The 18300-nt window shown below is 53.3% G+C and carries 16 protein-coding genes, 1 tRNA gene and 1 pseudogene; 8 read left to right on the top strand and 10 right to left on the bottom strand.

The window, feature by feature from the left end:
- Positions 1 to 61: 61 nt before the first annotated feature.
- Both AC1EKG_RS01730 and AC1EKG_RS01725 read left to right on the top strand, forming a co-directional pair.
- Positions 62 to 592 (top strand): hypothetical protein, encoded by a 531-nt coding sequence (locus tag AC1EKG_RS01730; RefSeq protein ID WP_004804718.1) that lies wholly within the window; start codon positions 62 to 64, stop codon positions 590 to 592.
- A gap of 41 nt (positions 593 to 633) precedes the next feature.
- Positions 634 to 705 (top strand) — tRNA-Asn (locus AC1EKG_RS01725).
- A gap of 367 nt (positions 706 to 1072) precedes the next feature.
- Here AC1EKG_RS01725 and AC1EKG_RS01720 read toward each other — a convergent pair.
- From AC1EKG_RS01720 to AC1EKG_RS01710, 3 genes are read right to left on the bottom strand one after another with little or no spacing between them, the layout of a single operon-like run.
- Positions 1073 to 1357, bottom strand: a complete 285-nt coding sequence (locus AC1EKG_RS01720) for a hypothetical protein (RefSeq protein ID WP_004804720.1) — start codon at positions 1355 to 1357, stop codon at positions 1073 to 1075.
- A complete protein-coding gene (locus AC1EKG_RS01715; protein WP_004804722.1) occupies positions 1354 to 2214 on the bottom strand; it encodes a DNA adenine methylase in 861 nt (286 codons plus the stop codon). Before AC1EKG_RS01715 ends, AC1EKG_RS01720 begins: the two co-directional genes overlap by 4 nt.
- Positions 2211 to 2735, bottom strand: a complete 525-nt coding sequence (locus AC1EKG_RS01710; RefSeq protein WP_004804723.1) for a hypothetical protein — start codon at positions 2733 to 2735, stop codon at positions 2211 to 2213. The genes AC1EKG_RS01715 and AC1EKG_RS01710 overlap by 4 nt, the downstream gene beginning before the upstream one ends.
- Before the next feature lie 169 nt (positions 2736 to 2904).
- Between AC1EKG_RS01710 and AC1EKG_RS01705 the strand changes: the two genes are divergently transcribed.
- The 3 genes from AC1EKG_RS01705 (at position 2905) to AC1EKG_RS01695 (ending at position 5723) form a co-directional block, all read left to right on the top strand.
- A complete protein-coding gene (locus AC1EKG_RS01705; protein ID WP_141740554.1) occupies positions 2905 to 4197 on the top strand; it encodes a hypothetical protein in 1293 nt (430 codons plus the stop codon).
- The gene (locus AC1EKG_RS01700) at positions 4184 to 5029 is read left to right on the top strand and encodes a hypothetical protein (RefSeq protein WP_004804728.1); all 846 of its coding nucleotides are present in this window, start codon (positions 4184 to 4186) and stop codon (positions 5027 to 5029) included. Before AC1EKG_RS01705 ends, AC1EKG_RS01700 begins: the two co-directional genes overlap by 14 nt.
- A gap of 142 nt (positions 5030 to 5171) precedes the next feature.
- Positions 5172 to 5723: a hypothetical protein gene (locus AC1EKG_RS01695; RefSeq protein ID WP_004804738.1), complete on the top strand. Its 552-nt coding sequence runs from the start codon at positions 5172 to 5174 to the stop codon at positions 5721 to 5723.
- 748 nt (positions 5724 to 6471) lie between these two features.
- On the opposite strand, the gene AC1EKG_RS01690 is transcribed toward AC1EKG_RS01695, so the two are convergent.
- From AC1EKG_RS01690 to AC1EKG_RS01660, 7 genes and pseudogenes are all read right to left on the bottom strand, one after another.
- On the bottom strand, positions 6472 to 6594 hold the full coding sequence (locus AC1EKG_RS01690; protein WP_004804743.1) for a hypothetical protein: 123 nt from the start codon (positions 6592 to 6594) through the stop codon (positions 6472 to 6474).
- Between the two features lie 785 nt (positions 6595 to 7379).
- Entirely contained in the window at positions 7380 to 9995 is a 2616-nt protein-coding gene (locus AC1EKG_RS01685; RefSeq protein ID WP_048706503.1) for a hypothetical protein, read from the bottom strand.
- A gap of 193 nt (positions 9996 to 10188) precedes the next feature.
- Entirely contained in the window at positions 10189 to 10872 is a 684-nt protein-coding gene (locus AC1EKG_RS01680; protein WP_004804750.1) for a phage integrase central domain-containing protein, read from the bottom strand.
- On the bottom strand, positions 10865 to 11038 hold the full coding sequence (locus tag AC1EKG_RS01675) for a helix-turn-helix transcriptional regulator (RefSeq protein WP_102201935.1): 174 nt from the start codon (positions 11036 to 11038) through the stop codon (positions 10865 to 10867). The genes AC1EKG_RS01680 and AC1EKG_RS01675 overlap by 8 nt, the downstream gene beginning before the upstream one ends.
- A gap of 138 nt (positions 11039 to 11176) precedes the next feature.
- A pseudogene (locus tag AC1EKG_RS01670) lies at positions 11177 to 11392 on the bottom strand (helix-turn-helix domain-containing protein); the annotation flags it as partial.
- 760 nt (positions 11393 to 12152) lie between these two features.
- On the bottom strand, positions 12153 to 14789 hold the full coding sequence (locus tag AC1EKG_RS01665; RefSeq protein WP_285463353.1) for a hypothetical protein: 2637 nt from the start codon (positions 14787 to 14789) through the stop codon (positions 12153 to 12155).
- A 544-nt stretch (positions 14790 to 15333) separates the two neighbouring features.
- Entirely contained in the window at positions 15334 to 16347 is a 1014-nt protein-coding gene (locus AC1EKG_RS01660; RefSeq protein ID WP_004804757.1) for a hypothetical protein, read from the bottom strand.
- Between the two features lie 54 nt (positions 16348 to 16401).
- Here AC1EKG_RS01660 and AC1EKG_RS01655 point away from each other — a divergent pair, with 54 nt between their 5' ends.
- The 3 genes from AC1EKG_RS01655 to AC1EKG_RS01645 are packed head-to-tail and all read left to right on the top strand — an operon-like array spanning position 16402 to position 18295.
- Positions 16402 to 16857 (top strand): ribosome maturation factor RimP, encoded by a 456-nt coding sequence (locus tag AC1EKG_RS01655; protein WP_004804759.1) that lies wholly within the window; start codon positions 16402 to 16404, stop codon positions 16855 to 16857.
- Between the two features lie 11 nt (positions 16858 to 16868).
- Entirely contained in the window at positions 16869 to 17915 is a 1047-nt protein-coding gene (gene nusA, locus AC1EKG_RS01650) for a transcription termination factor NusA (RefSeq protein ID WP_048707520.1), read from the top strand.
- A complete protein-coding gene (locus AC1EKG_RS01645; RefSeq protein WP_004804762.1) occupies positions 17912 to 18295 on the top strand; it encodes a YlxR family protein in 384 nt (127 codons plus the stop codon). The genes nusA and AC1EKG_RS01645 overlap by 4 nt, the downstream gene beginning before the upstream one ends.
- The last annotated feature ends 5 nt before the right edge of the window (positions 18296 to 18300 follow it).

Genomic DNA, 18300 nt, shown 5'->3' with positions numbered 1-18300 from the left:
ATCGCGCTCTAGTTTATATGCAACTTCTGCCTAAGTCACATCGCCGGGTTACCGTAGAGCTATGTTTGGCAGAAATTCTTATAAACCGTCGGCAGCGCTAGCTAAGTTGTTGGAGCCGAAAGAAAAAATATTGCATCTCATCTCGCTTACTACCGGACAGGCTGCTGCTACTCGCCGCGGTCTGGTGGTGGCAGACGCAGAGCGTAATTTTTCTGCTCCTTGGTATGAAGTGAAGCACGCTGTGTATCGAGATGATGAGTCCTCGATCACTATTAGCTTTCAAGATCCATCCCAGGATAACGTGAGACTAGTCACTGATGAGGGTGATCCGATTCGGTTTATGGATGAAATTCGCGAGGGCGTAGAGGAGGCGCAGGTGGCCAGTATTGCTCGAACACTGCCTAATGGTACGCAAGTCAGTGTGTCGATTTTGCGGCACAATAGTGGGAAATTGTTTTCTTTTGTGGCCGCTGATGGGTATGTTCCAGAAAAATATTTGGACGAAGTTGGCAAGTTAGAAAGTGAGCTGCGCGACCAAGTTGGAATGCCTCTTCGACCCGCTTCTGATGAACCTGTCTTTGGAGGCGATTAGACGAGCGGGTGGTAAGTCTGCTAAATTCTTACTCGTCGCGATCCCGCGTAGCTCAATGGCAGAGCATTCGACTGTTAATCGAACGGTTGTTGGTTCGAGTCCAACCGCGGGAGCTCTTAGAGCCGATTTTGGCCCGCTTATTCACCGCTTATTTAGTAGTGAATGGGCTTGTGTGTGTTTTTCGTGAATCTTATTTTCCGTTGATATTTAGCCGCTTATTGGCATGTCTACAAAATTCTTAAGACGAGGCGTTCTCGGTAAATGAGATGATGAAAACTCGGCCGTCGCTATTAAATTGTGTTTCAGTCCCACCTAAAGGTACAGGCCAACTCTAACGATCAGCCGGCGGAGTCCAACCGCGCAACGTCAATAAATACTCCTGTGGGGGCTCCCGCAAAGGAAACCCGTCCCAAGGTGGGGGAGTATCCTCAATCATCGCGTTAGCCAAGGCCGCAATCCGGCGCGAATCCGTACGTCCATCTACCAGCCAAGCCAAAGAAGCCTTTTTCCTACCGGGGTCCCAATAACCACACTCAGGCGTTCAAAAATGCCGCGCACCTCAGCTGGGCCAAAGTCACCGGTAGCAAGGAGTGCCTGATACAGGCGGAGCTTAGCCAGTGGGGAGCCTGGCTGAGCCGCGTCCTTCACCACATCCCAAAAATCCACTTGGCCGCTCTGTATTGCTAGCAGCGCCGCCGCCCTCTCCCCATTGGAGGCCCGGGCGGCCGCGTGCAGTGCAGCCGCATCAAAACTATGCGTGTTCATGGCAGTATCAATACCTCCCGACTAGTAGTTACATGGCCGGCGTAATTGTAATTACGCCGCAAAGGCACGACCGTGTGGCCGTTTGCCCAAGCGGTGAGAACCTGATTAGTTCGCCCCTTATGCTCTAGACACTCAGCTAGCGCCCACGGGCCCTCTAGAGCGTCAATATGGGCCAGCAGGCCCTCCAGGTGCCCCGGCCCCCAGCCTTGGTAATTAACCCCGGCAAGTAGGTATGGCGGGTCAAAAAAGGCCAACCTGTCTTTGGTTGGCACCTGCTGGTAGGGCAGGGTGGAGAAGATGACCTCTTTCGATTGCAAAGCACCAGCGTAAGCAATCAGCTTCTTAGCCCGAGGCGGGCACAAATCTACCCGGCCCACCGTAATGTTTACTTCACCCTTTAGGTTGTAGCGCAGCCGGTTATTGAAGGAATACATCATTAGTACCAGGGCTGCCTGCCTTAGGGAGAAGCTAATATTGCCCCGGTTGATGTCTTCCCTGAGGGCATTGAACGGGTCCCGGTTGAGCCTGGCCAAATTAAACCTAGTGCAGCCCTTCCCCGCATAGTAAGCCCGCCCGTAGGTGGAAGCGTCAGTAAAGCCGTAAGCGCGAATTACTGCCCGTAACCGTTCCAAGATGGCCCCGGTAGGGGTCTCGTATAAGAAACGTAGGCCAGCAATAAGCAGGCGGTCAATATCATTTACGTGGATTGATCTAGCAAGGTTTACCCCCACCATGGCCAGGCCGGAAAATGGCTCAACTACATCGCAGTCAAAAACACCCAGTCGGGCATACTGCTTGATCAGCTTCGATTTATTACCTGGCCATGAAAGGGGAGATCGTATGTAAGTCTCCTTCACGTATCATCCCTGCAAATGTCACCAATGGGTAGGACGTTGCAGTACATTTTTCGTGCCCGAAGTAGGTAAACCCGCTCCGCTAACTCACCTAGGTTTTCACCGGTGATCTCCAGCGTATAGGCACCATCGTCCTTAGGGAGCAACTTCAGCTGCCACTGCTTCGGCAAGAATCCCGCGTCTTGAGCATCACTAGCCCAAGTATTGATCCAACTGCGACGGAACGTGTTTACCTTTTCACGGTTATTAGCAAAAATTCCGTTAGCAGCTGCATCATCCGTAGTGCGTAAGTAGATTTCTTCGGCGCAATCATAGGTTGGTGCTCTGAAGCTCCCCCAATTGGAAAGAGAACCTACTACATCATCTGTTTGCGCTAGAGACCCCACTCTTTCACTCATGGCGGCGCGCACCCGACCCGGGTCAGCATCCCGGCCAAAGCGGGCAACGAAGGCTCCAATGGAATAGATGCCATCTGCGCTAGCGTAATTGTCAGGCACTAAAGGAAGCTCGGCAATATCTTGCATAGAAACACCCCCTTTAGCTAGCAGTGCTCGCCGGGGCCTGTGCTACTGGCACATCAGCCGTTGTCGGCCCAGCCGGTGTAGCCGGTTTGGTTTCGGTCAGGCTTTTGATACTTATTTGGGTAGGAAAGCTAATGCTGATCCGCTTAGTTGTGAGGCCTATATTCGGGCTTTGCGTCAGCAGTATGTGTCTTTGGCTTCTAATCAGCAGGCTGCCAGGGTGATGACTGGTGTGTCTGGGTTGTGGGAGGCGACGTCTGTGCCTGCGTGGAGGCAGGTGCAGTTTGGTCGGGTTGTGGTTGATGGCAAGCAGGCTCAGATGGATACCCATTCTTGGTGTAGGTTGCTTGAGTCTAATTCGAAGGTTTTGGCTAAGGATCAGGTCGGGCTGTTGAATAAGGCTTTGGGTGCTTCCAAGATGGCGCTGAATCCTAATTCGATTGCTTTTTCGTTTGAGTCTACGAATCGTAAAGATACTGATATTGCGATGGTGGCGTGGGCTGCTTGTCGTAACCGTCAGGGTAGGGCTGGCCAGTGGGCTATTCCTAATTTGACGGCGGGGGATAAGGATCTTGTTGGTATTGATTTGCGCGGTTTGATTCGGCCTTTAGATACTGAGGAGGGGGACGGTCAGAATAAGACCAGTAGTGATAAGGGTAAGAAGTTTCCTTCTAGTCGCACTAAGGAAGAGGTAAAGAAGGGCGAGGAGGATTGCGCCTTTGCTTTTGAGAAGGATTTCCGGTCTACTGAGGCTATTGCTAGCAAGGAGAAGCCTTCCCTTACGGATAATGTGCGGAAATTGTCGGAGGTAAAGGCTCCAGGCCAGGGGGATAGCACAGCGCCTTCTGCGGATACTTTGAGTTCTGAGACTGCGAAGGCTGAGGCTGGTACTTCGGATAATCCAATTTATTCGCTCTCGTTCTTCTGGCCGCCTTATGAGGTAACGCAGAATAAGTTCCCTTACAAGATGTCTAACGGGTATGTGTTTTTGTCTTCGCTGCACGAGCCTACGTCTAATGCCAATATTTTGCTTGGGCCTTTTGCACACATGCTCTCGTCGTTGTTTGTGTTTTTCACGGTGGGGTCTTTGTCCATCATGGTGCTGATGGCTAAGACGGTGCTGATTAGCTTTTCGATTATCGTTTTCCCGATGTTGCTGTTTGCGTTATTTTCAGACAGTGGGATGAGTAAGTTGGCGGGGATTTTAAAGCCGACGTTCTCTTACTCGCTATTGACGGTGCTTACTACGTTTATTTTGTCTACGGTCACGATGTTGTCGCAGACTATGGCGCAGATTTTTGCGGGTGGCACTAGTGGGTTAGCTGGCTTTACTTCAACTATGATGGTTGGGCTTGGCCCGTTCTTGTCCTTGCTGGGTATTCACGCCTTGTTTACGAGGGTCTTCAAGGTGAAGTCCCCGCTAACGCTCAAGGGGTGCTATTTCTTGGGGTGTGGGAACCTCTAATCAGTTGCAGGCGATGGCTTCTAATCTTGGGGGCAAGCTTGGTTCTATGGGTTCGGGGTCTTCCGGGCGCGGGTTCGGGGCCGGGCTCAACCCGATGGCTGGTTCTAAGGCTGGTTCTGTTGCTAAGTCCTTTGGCAAGAAGGGCCTTTCGGGTACTGCAGGCGGGGCTAAGGGCCTGGTGATGAAGGCTAGGAAGCATAGTTTAAGGGCTGAGGATGGCCAGGATCATGCTGAAGAGAGCCAGGATAAGGCAAGAGAGCGCGAGATGAAGAAGGCCGAGTATGCGGCAAAGCGCGAGAGGGAAGCGGCTCACAACAGGGAGTTCGGCTACTTGTATGGGCTTGCCGAAGGCAAGGGAATTCTGCCTGAAGACTTTGGTAAAGAGGGGTTCCTCAGCCCCAAGAAGGATACTGCTGAGGATAAGCCTGACGGCCAAGGTGGGGCCCCCGACAGTGGAGGCGGCCAAGAGGTAACCCCCGGCAATCCTGGTGGTGCTGGCGGTCAGACTGAAGCTCTCGAGGGCGCTGACGAATTGCCTGCCGCCGGGGCTAATAAGCCGAAAAAGGAGGGCGGGGCCCTGCCGGTTGAGCCACCGAAGCCAGAGGCGGAACCAGAACCGAAGCCAGAGGTGGAGCCTGAACCGAAGCCTAAGCCCAGACCCTATAAAGGGGCCACGCGACCTTACCAGTCGAGAGTGAAAGGCAAGCCCATATTCGTCGGTAAAGGCAATCCTGATGCCGACGAGAACGGGTACGTGCAGACTTTTGTATCCCCTAGGGCCGCGCAAAAGGTAAGAGACTATATAGGACGGCAGGATAAGTACGAACGGTAGTCTGCCCTGACGGGGCGGTAGGTGTTACGGAATGTTGCCCCGGTGGGGGTCCCGGGGATTATCAATCACTACATTGACCCGATCAACCTGCTGTGACTACCATTACTTATCCCTACTGAGGTGAACCCCGCGTAGGGAAGTTATGGCATTCAGTGACGAATGGGTAATTCCTGTGAAAACTACAGCCCGAGCATTCGTCGTTGTCATGGTTACCAGTGTGCTAACTATGTCTGGCGTAGGTGCGGCCTCTGCGATTGAGGCACCTGAGTCAATAGCATCAATTCCTGCTCTGGAAACAAGCGATATTGATCACGATCTAGTTAGGAGCCTTTTCAAGCAAGAAATGATTGCTAATGGGAAGTACGGCGAATGCTTAGAACTGCAACAGGATCTGAGGGCTATACAACAAGAAAGAGGGCCTAAGGGGGCGGCCGCTAAGGCTGCTATCAAGGCTGCAATAAAAGCCATAAGGGGGATCGGGAAGAAGGCTTGGAACGCAACAATAAATAAATTGCCAGTTCCCAACTCGGTGAAGAAATATTTAGGCTATGAAACAGTGATGAAGGCCCTAAATGTCGCTACAGGATTTGAAGGGACGATCGAAAATATGATCACCAACGCCCTAACGTCAATTAAGGTCCCGTCTTGGGCTGCCGGTGTCGCAGCCAGAGCGATCGTTTTTGCACTTCTGTAGGGGCACAAAGTTGATGTCGCATAAGAATGCGGGCCGCAAAGGTTACGTTGCAATCTGCACTGGGGCTGCTGCGCTGGTTTGCGCAGGCAGGGTGGCTTTTGAGGGGCTTGCACATGCTAGTTGTGTCTTGTTTGTGCTGCCGTTGGTTATCTTAAGTGTCCTAGGCCTAGTCTCTTATGTCTCTGACTGTGATGGCAAATATAAATGGCTGGCTATGGGGGTTACTGTGGTTGCCACTTCGGTAGCTTTACGTTTACTTTTTGGGATTCCGGCCGTTTTCCGGTAGCAAATTGTTTGCCTAGCTGCGAAGCGTCGAACAAGTCTTCGCAGCTAGGCGTATCCGTCTCCAACGTGACACTAGAGAGGCTGCCAACTGCCTTAAGCAAAACCACTCATATCGGATACGGTTTTCATTTTACGCAAGGGGGTTGCGGATTCAAAGCCATTGCCGCCCTAACTTGTAGGAGCCTGCCTATACGTCCAGGTGGGAGGCCATAACCCCATACAGGTCAGCCTGATTGAGAAAAGCCATGTGGGCCCGCTCTTCGCCGACCAAATAAGTTCCACAGCAGGCTGCAACAAGAGGCAGGAACCCGACCACCTCATGCAGGCCCTCCACATCGTAGGCTTACCAAAAGGCCTTTACCCCGTCCGCATCCCCGCTCATTAGGGAAGTGACTAAGGTTAGGGCAAGTAGGTAGAACTCGTCTGCACCGCCTAGGGTCTTTCGTCTAACCTCGGCTAGAGTTTAAAGAGGGTCTTTGTCTTCTTGCCAGATGGCGAAATCGTCGATGGCTTTGATGCAAGCGTCAAACCATACTCCGGCGGCGTCGCGTAAGTCGCCGACATTCGGGTCGTAATCTTCGAACATGTACCTGTGCTCGCGTTCATTATGCAGCAGATAAGCACATTTGGTGTCGAAGTTTTGTTGACATAAAAGCTGTTCCTTGTTTACAACATTTCCTCCCTGATACAAAAGCCGAAACGGGGGCGGCCGTCGTTTCCATATAAATGGCTTACAGTCGAAATTCGCCCCTGTCGCGATGCTGTAATTAGTCAGCATGACTACAAAGATTGACACCGTAGAGTGCGGCTACACCATTAAAACAACATTCATCCACAAGGATGCAACGGTCACTTTTATAAGGCGTAGTTGCAAAAATCTCCCGCGATAAAACCGGCATTTTACGGCTGCGCTCCGAAGGTGGAGTAACGCTAGCAAGTGAAGAATGGGAAGACCTACAAATCGAAGTCGTAGATACCCCCACTATGGGGCTGCAAAATGGGAAAATACTGTCCAACATGACTTCCTTGCGCTTCCTGCCTGTGGGGTTGGGGTAGAGGACTGTTCTGGCAAGCTGATTTTGCACGCTGGCGATAATAAGTGGCTACATTCCGAAAGAGGGGGCATCTCGCTTGCAGAAGTAAACTATCCGGCCAGAGTCGTAGCAGTCATATAAATTACCGGCTGCTTTGGGCGGAGTCGTGGCTGCGGGTTGGCGCTGTTATGACCTGCGACCGCTATGGGGTCGGTGCCTGTAGCTACTTCTTATAAATACAAAATATTGGGGCTCATTATTCAATGATAAAGGCCCGGGACGGGCGTATCCGTCCCGGGCCCGTAACGCGGCCAAGCCACATTACTTATTGGTTATGTTACTGGTTTTTCACCTTGCGCCCCACCATTATTGCGCCACCGGCCCCCAGTAGGGTCGAAGCCGCTAGCAGAGCAAGCACGCTAGTGCCTGTGGCTGCCAGGGTCTCGGCCTTAGCCCGGCCAGCAGGCCCCGCCGTTGCCGACTTGGTGGAAGGCTTAGCTGGTGCCGGTTTGCCAGCTGGTTTGCCAGTGTCGTTGCCTGGCTTGTCGGCGCCAGTACCGGGCTTTGCAGCATCTGTGTCAGGCTTGTCTGAGTCGGTACCGGCATCGGTGCTTGGCTTATCAGTTTGAGTACCAGCATCGACCCCCGGCTTGTCGGCTGGCTTATCAGTTTGAGTACCAGCATCGACCCCTGGCTTAGCCGGATCAGTCTGTGTGCCGGCGCCAGTACCGGGCCTTGCAGCATCTGTGTCAGGCTTGTCTGCGCCAGGCTTGTCGGTACCGGCTGGCTTGTCAGTTTGAGTACCAGCATCGGTTCCGGGTTTAGCCGGGTCAGTCTGTGTGCCGGCGTCAGTTCCGGGCCCCGGGGCTGGTGGGGTCACGCTGCAAGCCTTGATTTCGGCCTCAGTCATATCCCTTGTGCCTTCTTCTACGCTTACTTGCGCTGGGCCAAAGCTCCAATCCCGCTTAGCGGCATCCCAGGTCGGCTGGGAGGTTTCCACCTCCCGAGTCCGCTTTACAGTCTTCGCCTTGCAATCCTTATCGCCTTCAACCCAATCGGCCTTCACAACCTTGGCCTCAGGTTTCTGTAGCAAGTCCTTCAGCTCATCGTTAGTACAGTCCCGGCGGCGATTCTCAGTTACGTTAGTCTTATTGGCCTCGTCCAAAACATACTGTTTAGTCCCGGCGTCCCACTTATAGGGGATAGTCGTTACCAGGCGGGACTCTTCTAGGGTCTTAGTCTTGGCATCGAAACTGCCAACCACCACAAGCCAGGGGCCCTCATTCTTCTTCGGCTCTGGCGCATCAGCAGGGCATTCTTTCAGCTCGGCCTCGCTCATGGGACGCGGCTTATCAGTTTCTACTACCCGACGTTCGTTGTCATAGTCAGGAACCCACTTGTGTGAAGACAAACTCCATTTCCACGGGGCAGTGATAAAAGTGTGGGTGAGCGTAACAGTCTTAGTCCTACAGTCTTTTTCTTCCTTGCGCTTCTTCTTGATCTCGTGCTTATATTCGCCGGCAGGCTTAGGTGTGTTGTCCCGGATCTCTTGCTCGGTTAGAGGGCGCTCGCGCTTTTCAACCTCCACCTGTGGCTCGCCCTTGACCCAAGTGGCCTTAGCGGCATCCCACTTATACGAAATAGTGGTCTTCGTACGTTGTTGCTCAATGTTATAGAAGTCCATGCTGAGGGTTCCAGGGATGTCTTCCCAGTCCGTAGTAGTAACCTCGTCAGCAGGTTTCGGGCCTGCGCAAGCCTTCAAATCTTTTTCATTAAGATCGCGCTGGGCAGTTTCCACATCCGTAACCGCCTTTAGCACCCAGCCGGTACCAGTCGCATCGTCAACCCAAGTGTAGGTCGTCTTGGTACGCGACTTCTTACCTTTGCGGGCCGTGCAATCAGTGCCGGAGTCAAGATTTTGCCACTCGGAGGTCTCCGGGGCAGGATCTGCCGGCTTGGTCTGACTTACGGTGTAGGTGACCTTTACGTTGAAGCCCGACTGCCCCGACTTACCTGAAGAGAAAGCAAAAGTATCCACTTCGCCCTCGGTCTTAAACTCATGTGGTAAAGAGTGGTAGTCGTTTTGCTTATCGATGTCTAGCGGGCCCGAACAATCCGACGGAGGCACTAGCTTGCCCATCTTCACCGTCATGGAGGCGACCTGCTCGCGGGCGGCAATATCGGATACATGACACACCGGGGCCATGTCGATGACACGATTGTTGTTGAAGTTGACGTAGCCCAGCTTCTTGAGCCCTTTTAGTGGGCTAAGATCTGCGACCGCGTTGTGCTCAATGTTAAGTTTGCGCAGGTTAGTAAGCCCTGCCAGCGCACTAATATCGCGGAGCTTATAAGAGCTATCTTCTTTGCTAACCCCGCGTACGTGCCCTAAGTCGAGTTCTTCTAGCTTCGGCATCTTCTTCACAGTAGAGATGTCGCGCAGCAGAGCATTGTTGACCTTTAGCACCTTCAGGTTGGTTAGTGGGGCTAGTGGGGTGATGTCGCGGATCTCGTTAGAGAAAATCTGCCCGTACTTTTCTATAGCCGTGTCATAGCTGTTCAGGTTTAACTCTTCCAGCTGCGTCATAGAAGAGAGAAAGCTAAGGTTTTTCACTCCAGCATCACGCAGGGAGAGCTTCTTTAGTTTCTTCAGCTTGGCTAGAGACGCAAACTTGCCGGAAATGCCTGGGGGATTCATCCGGTGTGGTTCGAATTCGAAACTGGTCAGGTTTTCCAGTTTGTCAAGATCGGCCAAAGTTGCGCACTTCAGCTCAGTGATCTTGCCCAGGTCTTCAGCGGTTACTGTCCCGTACTGGCCCCGGCCTAATTGCACCGAGATACACTCACGCAAGGTGGGGTCAATTTCGGCCTTGTCCGTAGCCAAAGCAACGTTGCTAAAGCTAAGTGAGGCGATAACGCCCAGGGCCAATACGGCTCCTGCTTTTCTTCGCACAAAGACTCCTCTCATGGAAGATAATGGGATTAGTTAGGGAACCCTAACCAAAGCACACTATCGGAGCGCGGCCTGCATAAACATTCCCAAAACTAAGGCGCAGGCCTCCTATGGCCTACACGCTGATCCCATAAGAGCCTCGTAGGTACCTGCTGGAAGATGCGGGCTCAGTTAGCCTAGAGCAGGCTATTATTTATCTGGCAACACAGATGGAGGCCACGGTGGATGTCGTAACCAGAGATGACGTAAAGCATAAACTAACGAAGTTTTGCGCCCGGTGGTCTTCTTGCGTTGACCTGGCCCGCACCGAGGGAACTAGGGTGCGTAGTCTGGCGACTTCTTCCATTTCAAGTGTGCGTATCTTCCCCTTTCTGGGGGCGGTTACTTCGGTATCAGCAGCAAAGTTGCGCTCTACCCACCCGCGCCTGGTCGCGTATTTTAGGGCCCTGGATACTAGCGAGCGGATTTCTCTCGCCCGCTTGACCATCCCGGCGTTTACGACGACATCTAGGCGGGTTTGCAGCTCGGGGGTGTTCACCGCCGTTAGCGGGAGCGGCCCAATATAGTGGGCTGTACTTTTCGCCAGAGTGTTGTAGGTTTCTAGGGACTGTGGGCTAACCCTGCCGGTTAGAGAGCGCACGTAAATTCCAATGAGCTCATCTAAGGTTTTAGGGGCCTGCACCCCCGAAAGGTGGGGCTTTGGGGCCAGTTTTTCTTCCAGTCTGGCCCGGGCCGCCCCTTTGGTCTTGCCCCGTGCGGTAACCCGCTTGTAGGTACCCAGCTCATTAGTGTAATAGCAGACGGCATCCCATGCGGGTCCGGCCTTGCGGAACTTGATTTCGCTATAGTCTGTTGGGTTTGTTTTTGGCCTAGGCATTTTGACTCTCGATCCAATCTAATACTTGGTTGTACTCGTATCGGACGGTCGAGTTTTCTAGTTTTACCCATATGGGCCCAGTCCCCATTTCGCGCCACCGTTGGAGCGTGCGCACGGAACAGGAGAGTATTTTTGCCACTTGCACGGTAGTCAGTAATCTCGTCATAAATGGCAAATACAGCCACGAAAATTTTTGGTTCTCCGTCAATAAAACGTCAATAAAACGTCACTTTGATTTCACGTCGAGACGATACATCAGTGTTAGGCCAGGTAGGAAGAGGTTTAGGGCTCTGAAGGTGTGAGGCTACACCCTGGGTTTAAAATCGTATGGTTGTTGGTTCGAGTCCAACCGCGGGAGCTCTTCGCCCCGGCCATGCGCCGGGGCATTTTTCTTTAATAGCGCCGAAAGCGGCACTTCGAGATACCGAGCTACGACGTCCAATTCATCCAAGGACCACGCAACCGCGCCGCGCCAGCGGCGGGATATGGAAACTTTGGAGGTTCCTAAAACCTTCGCTAGTTGTGCTGCGTTTGCCCCCGCGCGTGCTGTTTCGGCGCGATGCTCATCGGCTAATAGGACTGAATCCTTTCCGTAAAGATGCGTGGGAGGTTACTGATGCTCCTTCCCTTCGAAATCGTTTCCATAATCACTGTCTCTACTTTGTTAGAGGAACCTGGGGGACTGGGCTTGCCAGCCCGCGGCTAGCGTTCCCCTTTGTTAAGTAGGTAGTCGATCGACTCAATGACTCCTACCCTAGAGATGGGAAGAGCTAGGAATACTTAGATACCAGTCAGAACCACCGTCTCAAAACTCCATTCTCCAGAGCCGCCGGGTGACAACCAGGTGGCATTGTTATGTTCTCGCGATGGGTTTCGTCAAGATTTTCTAGGAAGAATTGTTTTTTATCCCCAGCTACAGGGATCATTTCTCGGAGGTTTGTCTCAGTGGTTTTATAACCGCCATCGTAATTCGCCGTCGTAGGGGACTAAGACCCTAATTCGTGTGCAGGAGTAGCATGTTTCCGAGGCTGCTTGTGGCAGCCAGGCTCACCTAATTTGTGGGGGCACTAGCTGTTTACAGTGTGAGGCTAAAACTGCAGGAGCACGTAGCTACGATGCCATTTTGAGCTTGAACCATCTCTCGCACGCCCTTGTGTTGACGGAGGAATGGAGGGGTAGCAGCTTTGTATTGTCGTTGTTTTGCGCCCCGGTACCACAATAGATTTATAAACTCATGGGTCCCGGCTAATAAGGCCGGGACCCATGAGGTGGCAGGCAGCTTAGTTTGTGGTAGCTGCAACCTCCTTTTCGGCTGTTGCAACGTTAGCCTCTGCTTCGGCAAGTTTGGCAGTGTTTGCCTTTACCACTGCATCTGCAGCCTGCTTGTTAGTTTCTGCAGCGCCTAGCGCCTTCTTAGCGTCCTCTACGCTACTCTGGGCAGTGGTAACCCTGCTCTGAGCGGCATCCACCGCAGTCTGTGCCTGGGTTATTAGTGCAGCCTGAGCTTCGTTAGCTTGCTGCGTCTTGCTTTCGAGGTCTGCCTTGGCAGAATTCGCTGCAGTAGTAGCGCTCTCCACTGCAGAATTTGCGACGGTAGCGGCTTCAACGGCTTTGACTTCTTTTTGCTTAGCAGAGTCGAGCTGTGCTTGTGCGGCGGCTACCTTTTCCTGGGCATCAGCGGTGTCTATTCCACCATCTGTCGTTGGGGCAGTAGCTAGCGTACCGGTCAGTCCCTCGGAGAGCGGGGCCTTGATCTTCTGGTAGTCCGCTGAAGTCTTGTTGTTCTTGTAGTCGCCAGCAAGCACGTACCGGTTATCTTTATAGGAAACCCCCGCAATAGCATCAGATCCCGCCAAATGTTTGGTTGAAGCTACTGTATACACATCCACTGGCTGGTTCGGTTGTGCGAAACCAAGACCGCGCCAAATATAGATGAATACGCCGGTTGCTTTGTTATATCCCAGACCGGAACCCGCGGCATTGATTGATGGGTTCAGGAAATTCCTATTGTGTCCCTTGGAATTTGTCAGGCCAGTGAATATCGATTTTGCCAGTGCATCTGCAGTCTCTTGGCTGTCGACCCCGTAGCCACTTCTATATGACATGTTTTCAGCAGCTGCGTATATCTGGTCGTCTCCCAAAGTCCGAGTTATCAGGAACCGCTCCTTATCCTCACGGGTAGCCCCGGGAATATTCTCGTCCACAGTGGGTATGTGGTTTAGACGCCTGTCGTTACCCTGTGCATCCTTCGGGTCTTCGGCAACCCAGTTTGCGAACTCAGTCATTAGAGCGTTGTATCGCTTGACCATAGGGAGCTTTTCAAGGCCTCCCTGGCTGCGGTATTCGTTGGTCATCTCAGCGACTCGGTGGTTCACATAGTCTAGACGCTGAGCTTCGGACATCTTCTCCCAATCAAAGCGCTTTGCCTCGGCGGAAGCTGCTTCAGCATCTTTGAGAGCCTTGAGGGCGCTGGTATATGCATCCTGAGCCGTCGCGGTGTTAGCAGCAGCAGTAGTCGCGACTGCTTGTGCCGCCTCTGCCTTAGCGCGAGCTGCGTTCAACCTCTCGGTAGCATCTTTAGCAGCTTTTTCTGCCCTTGCCACGGCGTCTGTCGGAATGCTGCTGTGAGCAGCTGCTAGTCGAGCCTTTGCCCCACCGAGTTCTTCCTGGGCAGCTCCAAGTTTGGCTTGAGCTGCCTCCAAGTCAGCGCGTGCCTTAGTTAATACTTGGTCTGCGCCAGCGGATATGACTTGAGAAGCCTTAAGGGCACTCTCTGCTTCACTCTTAACCTGTTGAGCGGCCTTTAAACGAGCCTCTGCTTCGATGCGAGCTTTGGGATCAGGTTTCGTCCCCACATCCGGTTGAGATCCGATGCTAGGAGTTTCTTCTGTGCCTGGCTTTACTTCGGTGCCTGGGTGGGTGTCCGGCTTGTGGGTATCGCCCGGCTTGGTGTCGGTGCCTGGGTGGGTGTCCGGCTTGTGGGTATCGCCCGGCTTGGTGTCGGTCCCTGGTTTGGTGTCGGTGCCTGGGTGGGTGTCCGGCTTGTGGGCGTCGCCCGGCTTAGTGTCGGTCCCTGGGTGGGTGTCCGGCTTGTGGGTGTCGCCCGGCTTGGTATCCGGCTTGTGGGTATCGCCCGGCTTGGTGTCGGTCCCTGGTTTGGTGTCGGTACCTGGTTTGGTGTCGGTGCCTGGGTGGGTGTCCGGCTTGGTGTCGGTCCCTGGTTTGGTGTCGGTACCTGGTTTGGTGTCGGTGCCTGGGTGGGTGTCCGGCTTGTGGGTATCGCCCGGCTTGGTGTCGGTGCCTGGTTTGGTGTCGGTGCCTGGGTGGGTGTCCGGCTTGTGGGTATCGCCCGGCTTGGTATCTGTGCCCGGCTTCGTTACTGTGCTCGGGTTGGTATCCCCGGTCGGCCTTACTGCACTTCCAGGCTTAATATTGGCTTCCGGCGTAACTGTGGTGGTAGGAGACACTGATGGGGTAGAAGCCACGGTATTGGTTGGGCGTGCAGCCTGTGTCTTGGGTACGCTCACCTTAGGTACCGCGCGCGACCGTTTGGCAACCAAATTCTGTACCGGAGCAGATGACGCAACTTCTGCTACTACCTGTCGTTGCGTTCTAGTTGCGCCTTGCAATGCCCTGTAGATGTTCCCAACAGTTGCATCTTGAGTTGGAGTTAATGGGGAAGCCTGCGTAAGAGCTTTGACAGTTTTCTCTTTCTTAGGCTTGGGCTTAGTTGGTACCTTGCTAGTGTTATTTTTTGGAGTTTGCGTTGGTGTCGGACTCGCAGGTGCAGATTGTGCTGAATCAGCTGGCTTTTCTGTATTTTTCGGCTCTGCCGGAGTGTTCGAGCAGCCTGCCAACGAAATCATCATTAGTGCGATTAGCGGGGTAGTGGCCCTGAAGAACTTTTTATTGCTCATTCTTATTCCCTTACTAATAGGCAGTTTGAGGACTCCACGCGCGGTTATCAGAACTGATTGCGATAGTGCCCCTATTTACGTGATTTAAAATTTAGCCCCCTTGTAAAAATAGGTGGCGATAGATCTCATAAATAGAGTGTCAGCTCTTAGAAGTTAGAGTATAAGTGCACCTGCGTAGGTGGATTAAATGTTGGCAAATTAGTATTGGCCGGTCGAGGTGGTAGTTAACATCGCCTATTGGCGGGTAGGTGGGCATTAAAATCTCTGCTGGAGAGTGCACCTAGATTAGCTCCATTAGCTGCTTAAGGTGCGTCTGGGGCGGAGACAAAACGATTGTTGTTGCCACGGTTTTAGGGAAAAGTGTGAAACTCCCTGCCTATCGGAGGATCTATTTGAAAATAAAATTAGAAATAAGGGGAGCTGGAAATGCTGATCTGTTAGTAGCAGGGAGTAAAACGGCAGCCTCGATATGTTGCTGTATGGAAACTAGATATGAATTGTTGCCTTCGGTGACTGTAGTCCAGGGCAAGGTCTTCCTAGGTGCCTACTTCGCGCTTTTAGTCTGCCCGCCATCGGCTTTCCCCTGTTTCAAATACGGGAGTGCCGTTTTATTGGCCGATAGTGCTACGTCTGCCCCGTAAATGCGGTCAAGAGTATTTGCTAGCTGCAGGTGCGGGTAAAGGGCTGTAGGTGCTAGCTCTAGCTGCCACGCGCCTGCATTCTGCAGGGCAGCCTGTGCGCACTCCTTAGCGCTGCTAGTGGTGGGGTAGGATACCTGGCGGCTATCGGGTGCTCCGGCAGCCGCTAAGGCGTCGACCTCGCTAGCTAAATATTCAGCGGCTTGAGTTAGAGAATCGGTTGGGAGGTCTTCGCTGTTGGCGGCAGCCCACTCTAGTTGGTAGCGGGACGCGTCTAGGCCAGCTAACAAGTCCTTGGGAAGCTGGTTAGCCTTAGCCGAGGCGGATGGGGCGGATGCGTTCGTGCGGGGAGATTTAGAGGAATCTGTGCTGTACTTGCCTGTTTTCCTGTTAAGGCGGAGCGCTTGTGATTGGGAAACCTTGGTAGGCTCAAAAGGAACTTTTTCGGCTCGAGCTAGCTCTGCCCCTTCCAGGGAGCGGGCTACTGAGGCGGATAGTAGCATCTTTGCCAGCAAGGCATCGCTGACTGCGCCGGCATCCACTTCGGCCTGTGCAGCGCAGCGGGAGTACTCGGCTAGGAGGTCCTTGCTATCGGAAGGAGCTGCTGCAGTTGGCGGCGGTGTAGCCCCGCCCTCAGGGCGCTGTCCTGGCCATCCCTTCCACACTCCGCCGAATGCGTCTAGCCGCTCTTTGGCAGCCGATGCGGCATAACTAGCCCACGCCGAGTGCTTCTTAGTAAGCCCGCTAGCGTTGATTGCTTGGCCGAAATTTTGCTCACACTCCGCAGCATTATTTCTAGCTACCTGATCGATAGAAAGGTCCGGAAGAGGCGGAATACCTGTATCAACACGGAGATTGCATCCAGACAGAGTTATCAGCGCTGTGCCGAAGCAAAGGCAGGTAGCAAGAATTTTTTTCATGCCGCCATCATCGCACGGGTAGGATTGAGGTAGAAAAATCTTGAAGGAGGCGTCTTGCAAAAGGATCAGTTCGAATCACTTCGGCAGCGATTCATCCAGGAAGTTAGCGAGCTCGAACTAACGGTAATGGAAGTAGCGAAGATCCCCGCCGGCAGACACTCGCGTTTGCGGGTAGTTGTCGACCTGATAGACGGGCCAGGAGCTGTTGATTCTGAGGCGCTTACCGAAGCTACCCATAAAATCTCAAAAATTCTTGACGATCTTGATCCGATTGCTGGCCAATACACGCTAGAAGTAACTACTCCAGGCGCAGAGCGGGAACTCCATGACGATCGAGATTTTCGTCGCGCGCTCGGCCAACACGTCGAGCTTGAGGTGGGAAATGCTACCTTGGCGGGTAAACTTGTGGAAGCTGGTCCTGATCCGATTCAGATTAAGACTTCGGATGGGCTCCGGGAAGTGGCAAGAGCAGATATCACGGCGGCTCGCACCGTAGTGATGTTCTTTTAGGAAGGACTTTGATGGACATTGACATGAGCGCTCTGCGCGCCGTCGAAAATGAGCGCGGCATTAGCCTGGACCAGCTTGTAGAGGCTATCGAGGACGCGCTGCTAAAGGCCTACCACAACGTTCCTGGTGCTCTTCCAAAAGCCAGAGTCGAAATCGACAAGCATGGTCACGTCATTGTGATGGCCACCGAAGAGGACGAGGACGGAAACCCCATCGGGGAATTTGATGACACGCCCTCGGGGTTTGGGCGTATCGCTACTTCTGTAGCCCGCTCTATGATCGTGCAGCGTCTGCGTGAGGCCGAGGATGCCCAGGTTTTGGGCGAATTCTCTGACAAGACCGGAACTGTTGTTGCTGGCCGCGTGCAGCAGTCCCGTAATCCACACATTGTTACGGTGAAGGTGGGGGACTACGAGGCCATCCTTCCCGAGGGCGAACAAATTCCTGGCGAGAAGCTCACGCACAACACGCTTATTAGGGCGTATGTGGTCCGTGCGATTCGCACAGAGAAGGGCGCCCGCATCGAACTGTCTCGCCGTCACCCCGAACTAGTTAGGCGTCTTTTTGAACGCGAAGTGCCCGAGCTTACCGATGGTGGGCTAAAAATCGAATCCATTGCTAGGGAAGCGGGCTACCGGACCAAGATAGCGGTAAAGCCACTGCAAAAGGGAGTCAACGCTAAAGGCGCATGCATTGGTCCGATGGGTGCACGTGTGCGAGCCGTGATGAGTGATCTTGGCGGCGAAAAGATTGACATTATCGATTATTCTGACGATATGGCTACGTTTGTAGCGAACGCGCTTTCACCTGCGCGTGTGTCATCTGTCACCATGGCCCCGAATAGTGAGGCTATGGCAAAAGTGCTCGTCCCGGACTTCCAGCTCTCACTAGCGATCGGTAAAGAGGGGCAGAATGCCCGACTTGCTGCCAGGTTAACCGGGTGCAAGATCGACATAAAGGCAGATACTGAAGAGTTGGGTACCCCTCTTGCGTCCTCAGAATCGAGACCAGATACACACATTGACGGTACTGGGTCGCCTGTAGATTCGGCCGAATGACCGCTAAACTAGGTCGTGTATGCATACTTGCGAACGGCGCTTCCAGGAAACGGGACCGCACGTGTGTGGGTTGTAGGAGCCGGGATTCACGGGACCGAATGGTCCGCCTGGTTCAAGACGGGAAGCAAGCAGTAGTTTGTTCCCCGGTGGCGCACAGTGGCAGGGGCGCTTGGATTCACCCGGATCCAATGTGTCTGCAGCGGGCTGTAAAGACCGGTGCGATACCCAGGGCATTGCGAACTGCCGTAAAGGTTGATTCGCGCTCACTAGGGTTGCAGCTGTGGGCTAATCAAGAGGGCACTCAGGGCGGTAAGGTCCTTGGGTCACGAGACGAAAGCGGGTTGGAAGCTGATGGGCACCCGATGAGTACCCAGCGATGAGCTGC

The sequence above is a fragment of the Winkia sp. C0117E2 genome (genome assembly GCF_056590455.1).
This window is presented reverse-complemented; position numbering and strand designations above follow the sequence as displayed.

What these genes read in the sequence shown, in the direction of transcription:
- AC1EKG_RS01710 (WP_004804723.1), bottom strand. Translation starts at nt 2,735, where the DNA reads ATGCAAGATATTGCCGAGCTTCCTTTAGTGCCTGACAATTACGCTAGC.
- AC1EKG_RS01675 (WP_102201935.1), bottom strand. Translation starts at nt 11,038, where the DNA reads ATGACGAGATTACTGACTACCGTGCAAGTGGCAAAAATACTCTCCTGT.
- AC1EKG_RS01730 (WP_004804718.1), top strand. Translation starts at nt 62, where the DNA reads ATGTTTGGCAGAAATTCTTATAAACCGTCGGCAGCGCTAGCTAAGTTG.
- nusA (WP_048707520.1), top strand. Translation starts at nt 16,869, where the DNA reads ATGGACATTGACATGAGCGCTCTGCGCGCCGTCGAAAATGAGCGCGGC.
- AC1EKG_RS01645 (WP_004804762.1), top strand. Translation starts at nt 17,912, where the DNA reads ATGACCGCTAAACTAGGTCGTGTATGCATACTTGCGAACGGCGCTTCC.
- AC1EKG_RS01680 (WP_004804750.1), bottom strand. Translation starts at nt 10,872, where the DNA reads ATGCCTAGGCCAAAAACAAACCCAACAGACTATAGCGAAATCAAGTTC.
- AC1EKG_RS01665 (WP_285463353.1), bottom strand. Translation starts at nt 14,789, where the DNA reads ATGAGCAATAAAAAGTTCTTCAGGGCCACTACCCCGCTAATCGCACTA.
- AC1EKG_RS01660 (WP_004804757.1), bottom strand. Translation starts at nt 16,347, where the DNA reads ATGAAAAAAATTCTTGCTACCTGCCTTTGCTTCGGCACAGCGCTGATA.
- AC1EKG_RS01690 (WP_004804743.1), bottom strand. Translation starts at nt 6,594, where the DNA reads ATGTTCGAAGATTACGACCCGAATGTCGGCGACTTACGCGACGCCGCC.
- AC1EKG_RS01720 (WP_004804720.1), bottom strand. Translation starts at nt 1,357, where the DNA reads ATGAACACGCATAGTTTTGATGCGGCTGCACTGCACGCGGCCGCCCGG.
- AC1EKG_RS01695 (WP_004804738.1), top strand. Translation starts at nt 5,172, where the DNA reads ATGGCATTCAGTGACGAATGGGTAATTCCTGTGAAAACTACAGCCCGA.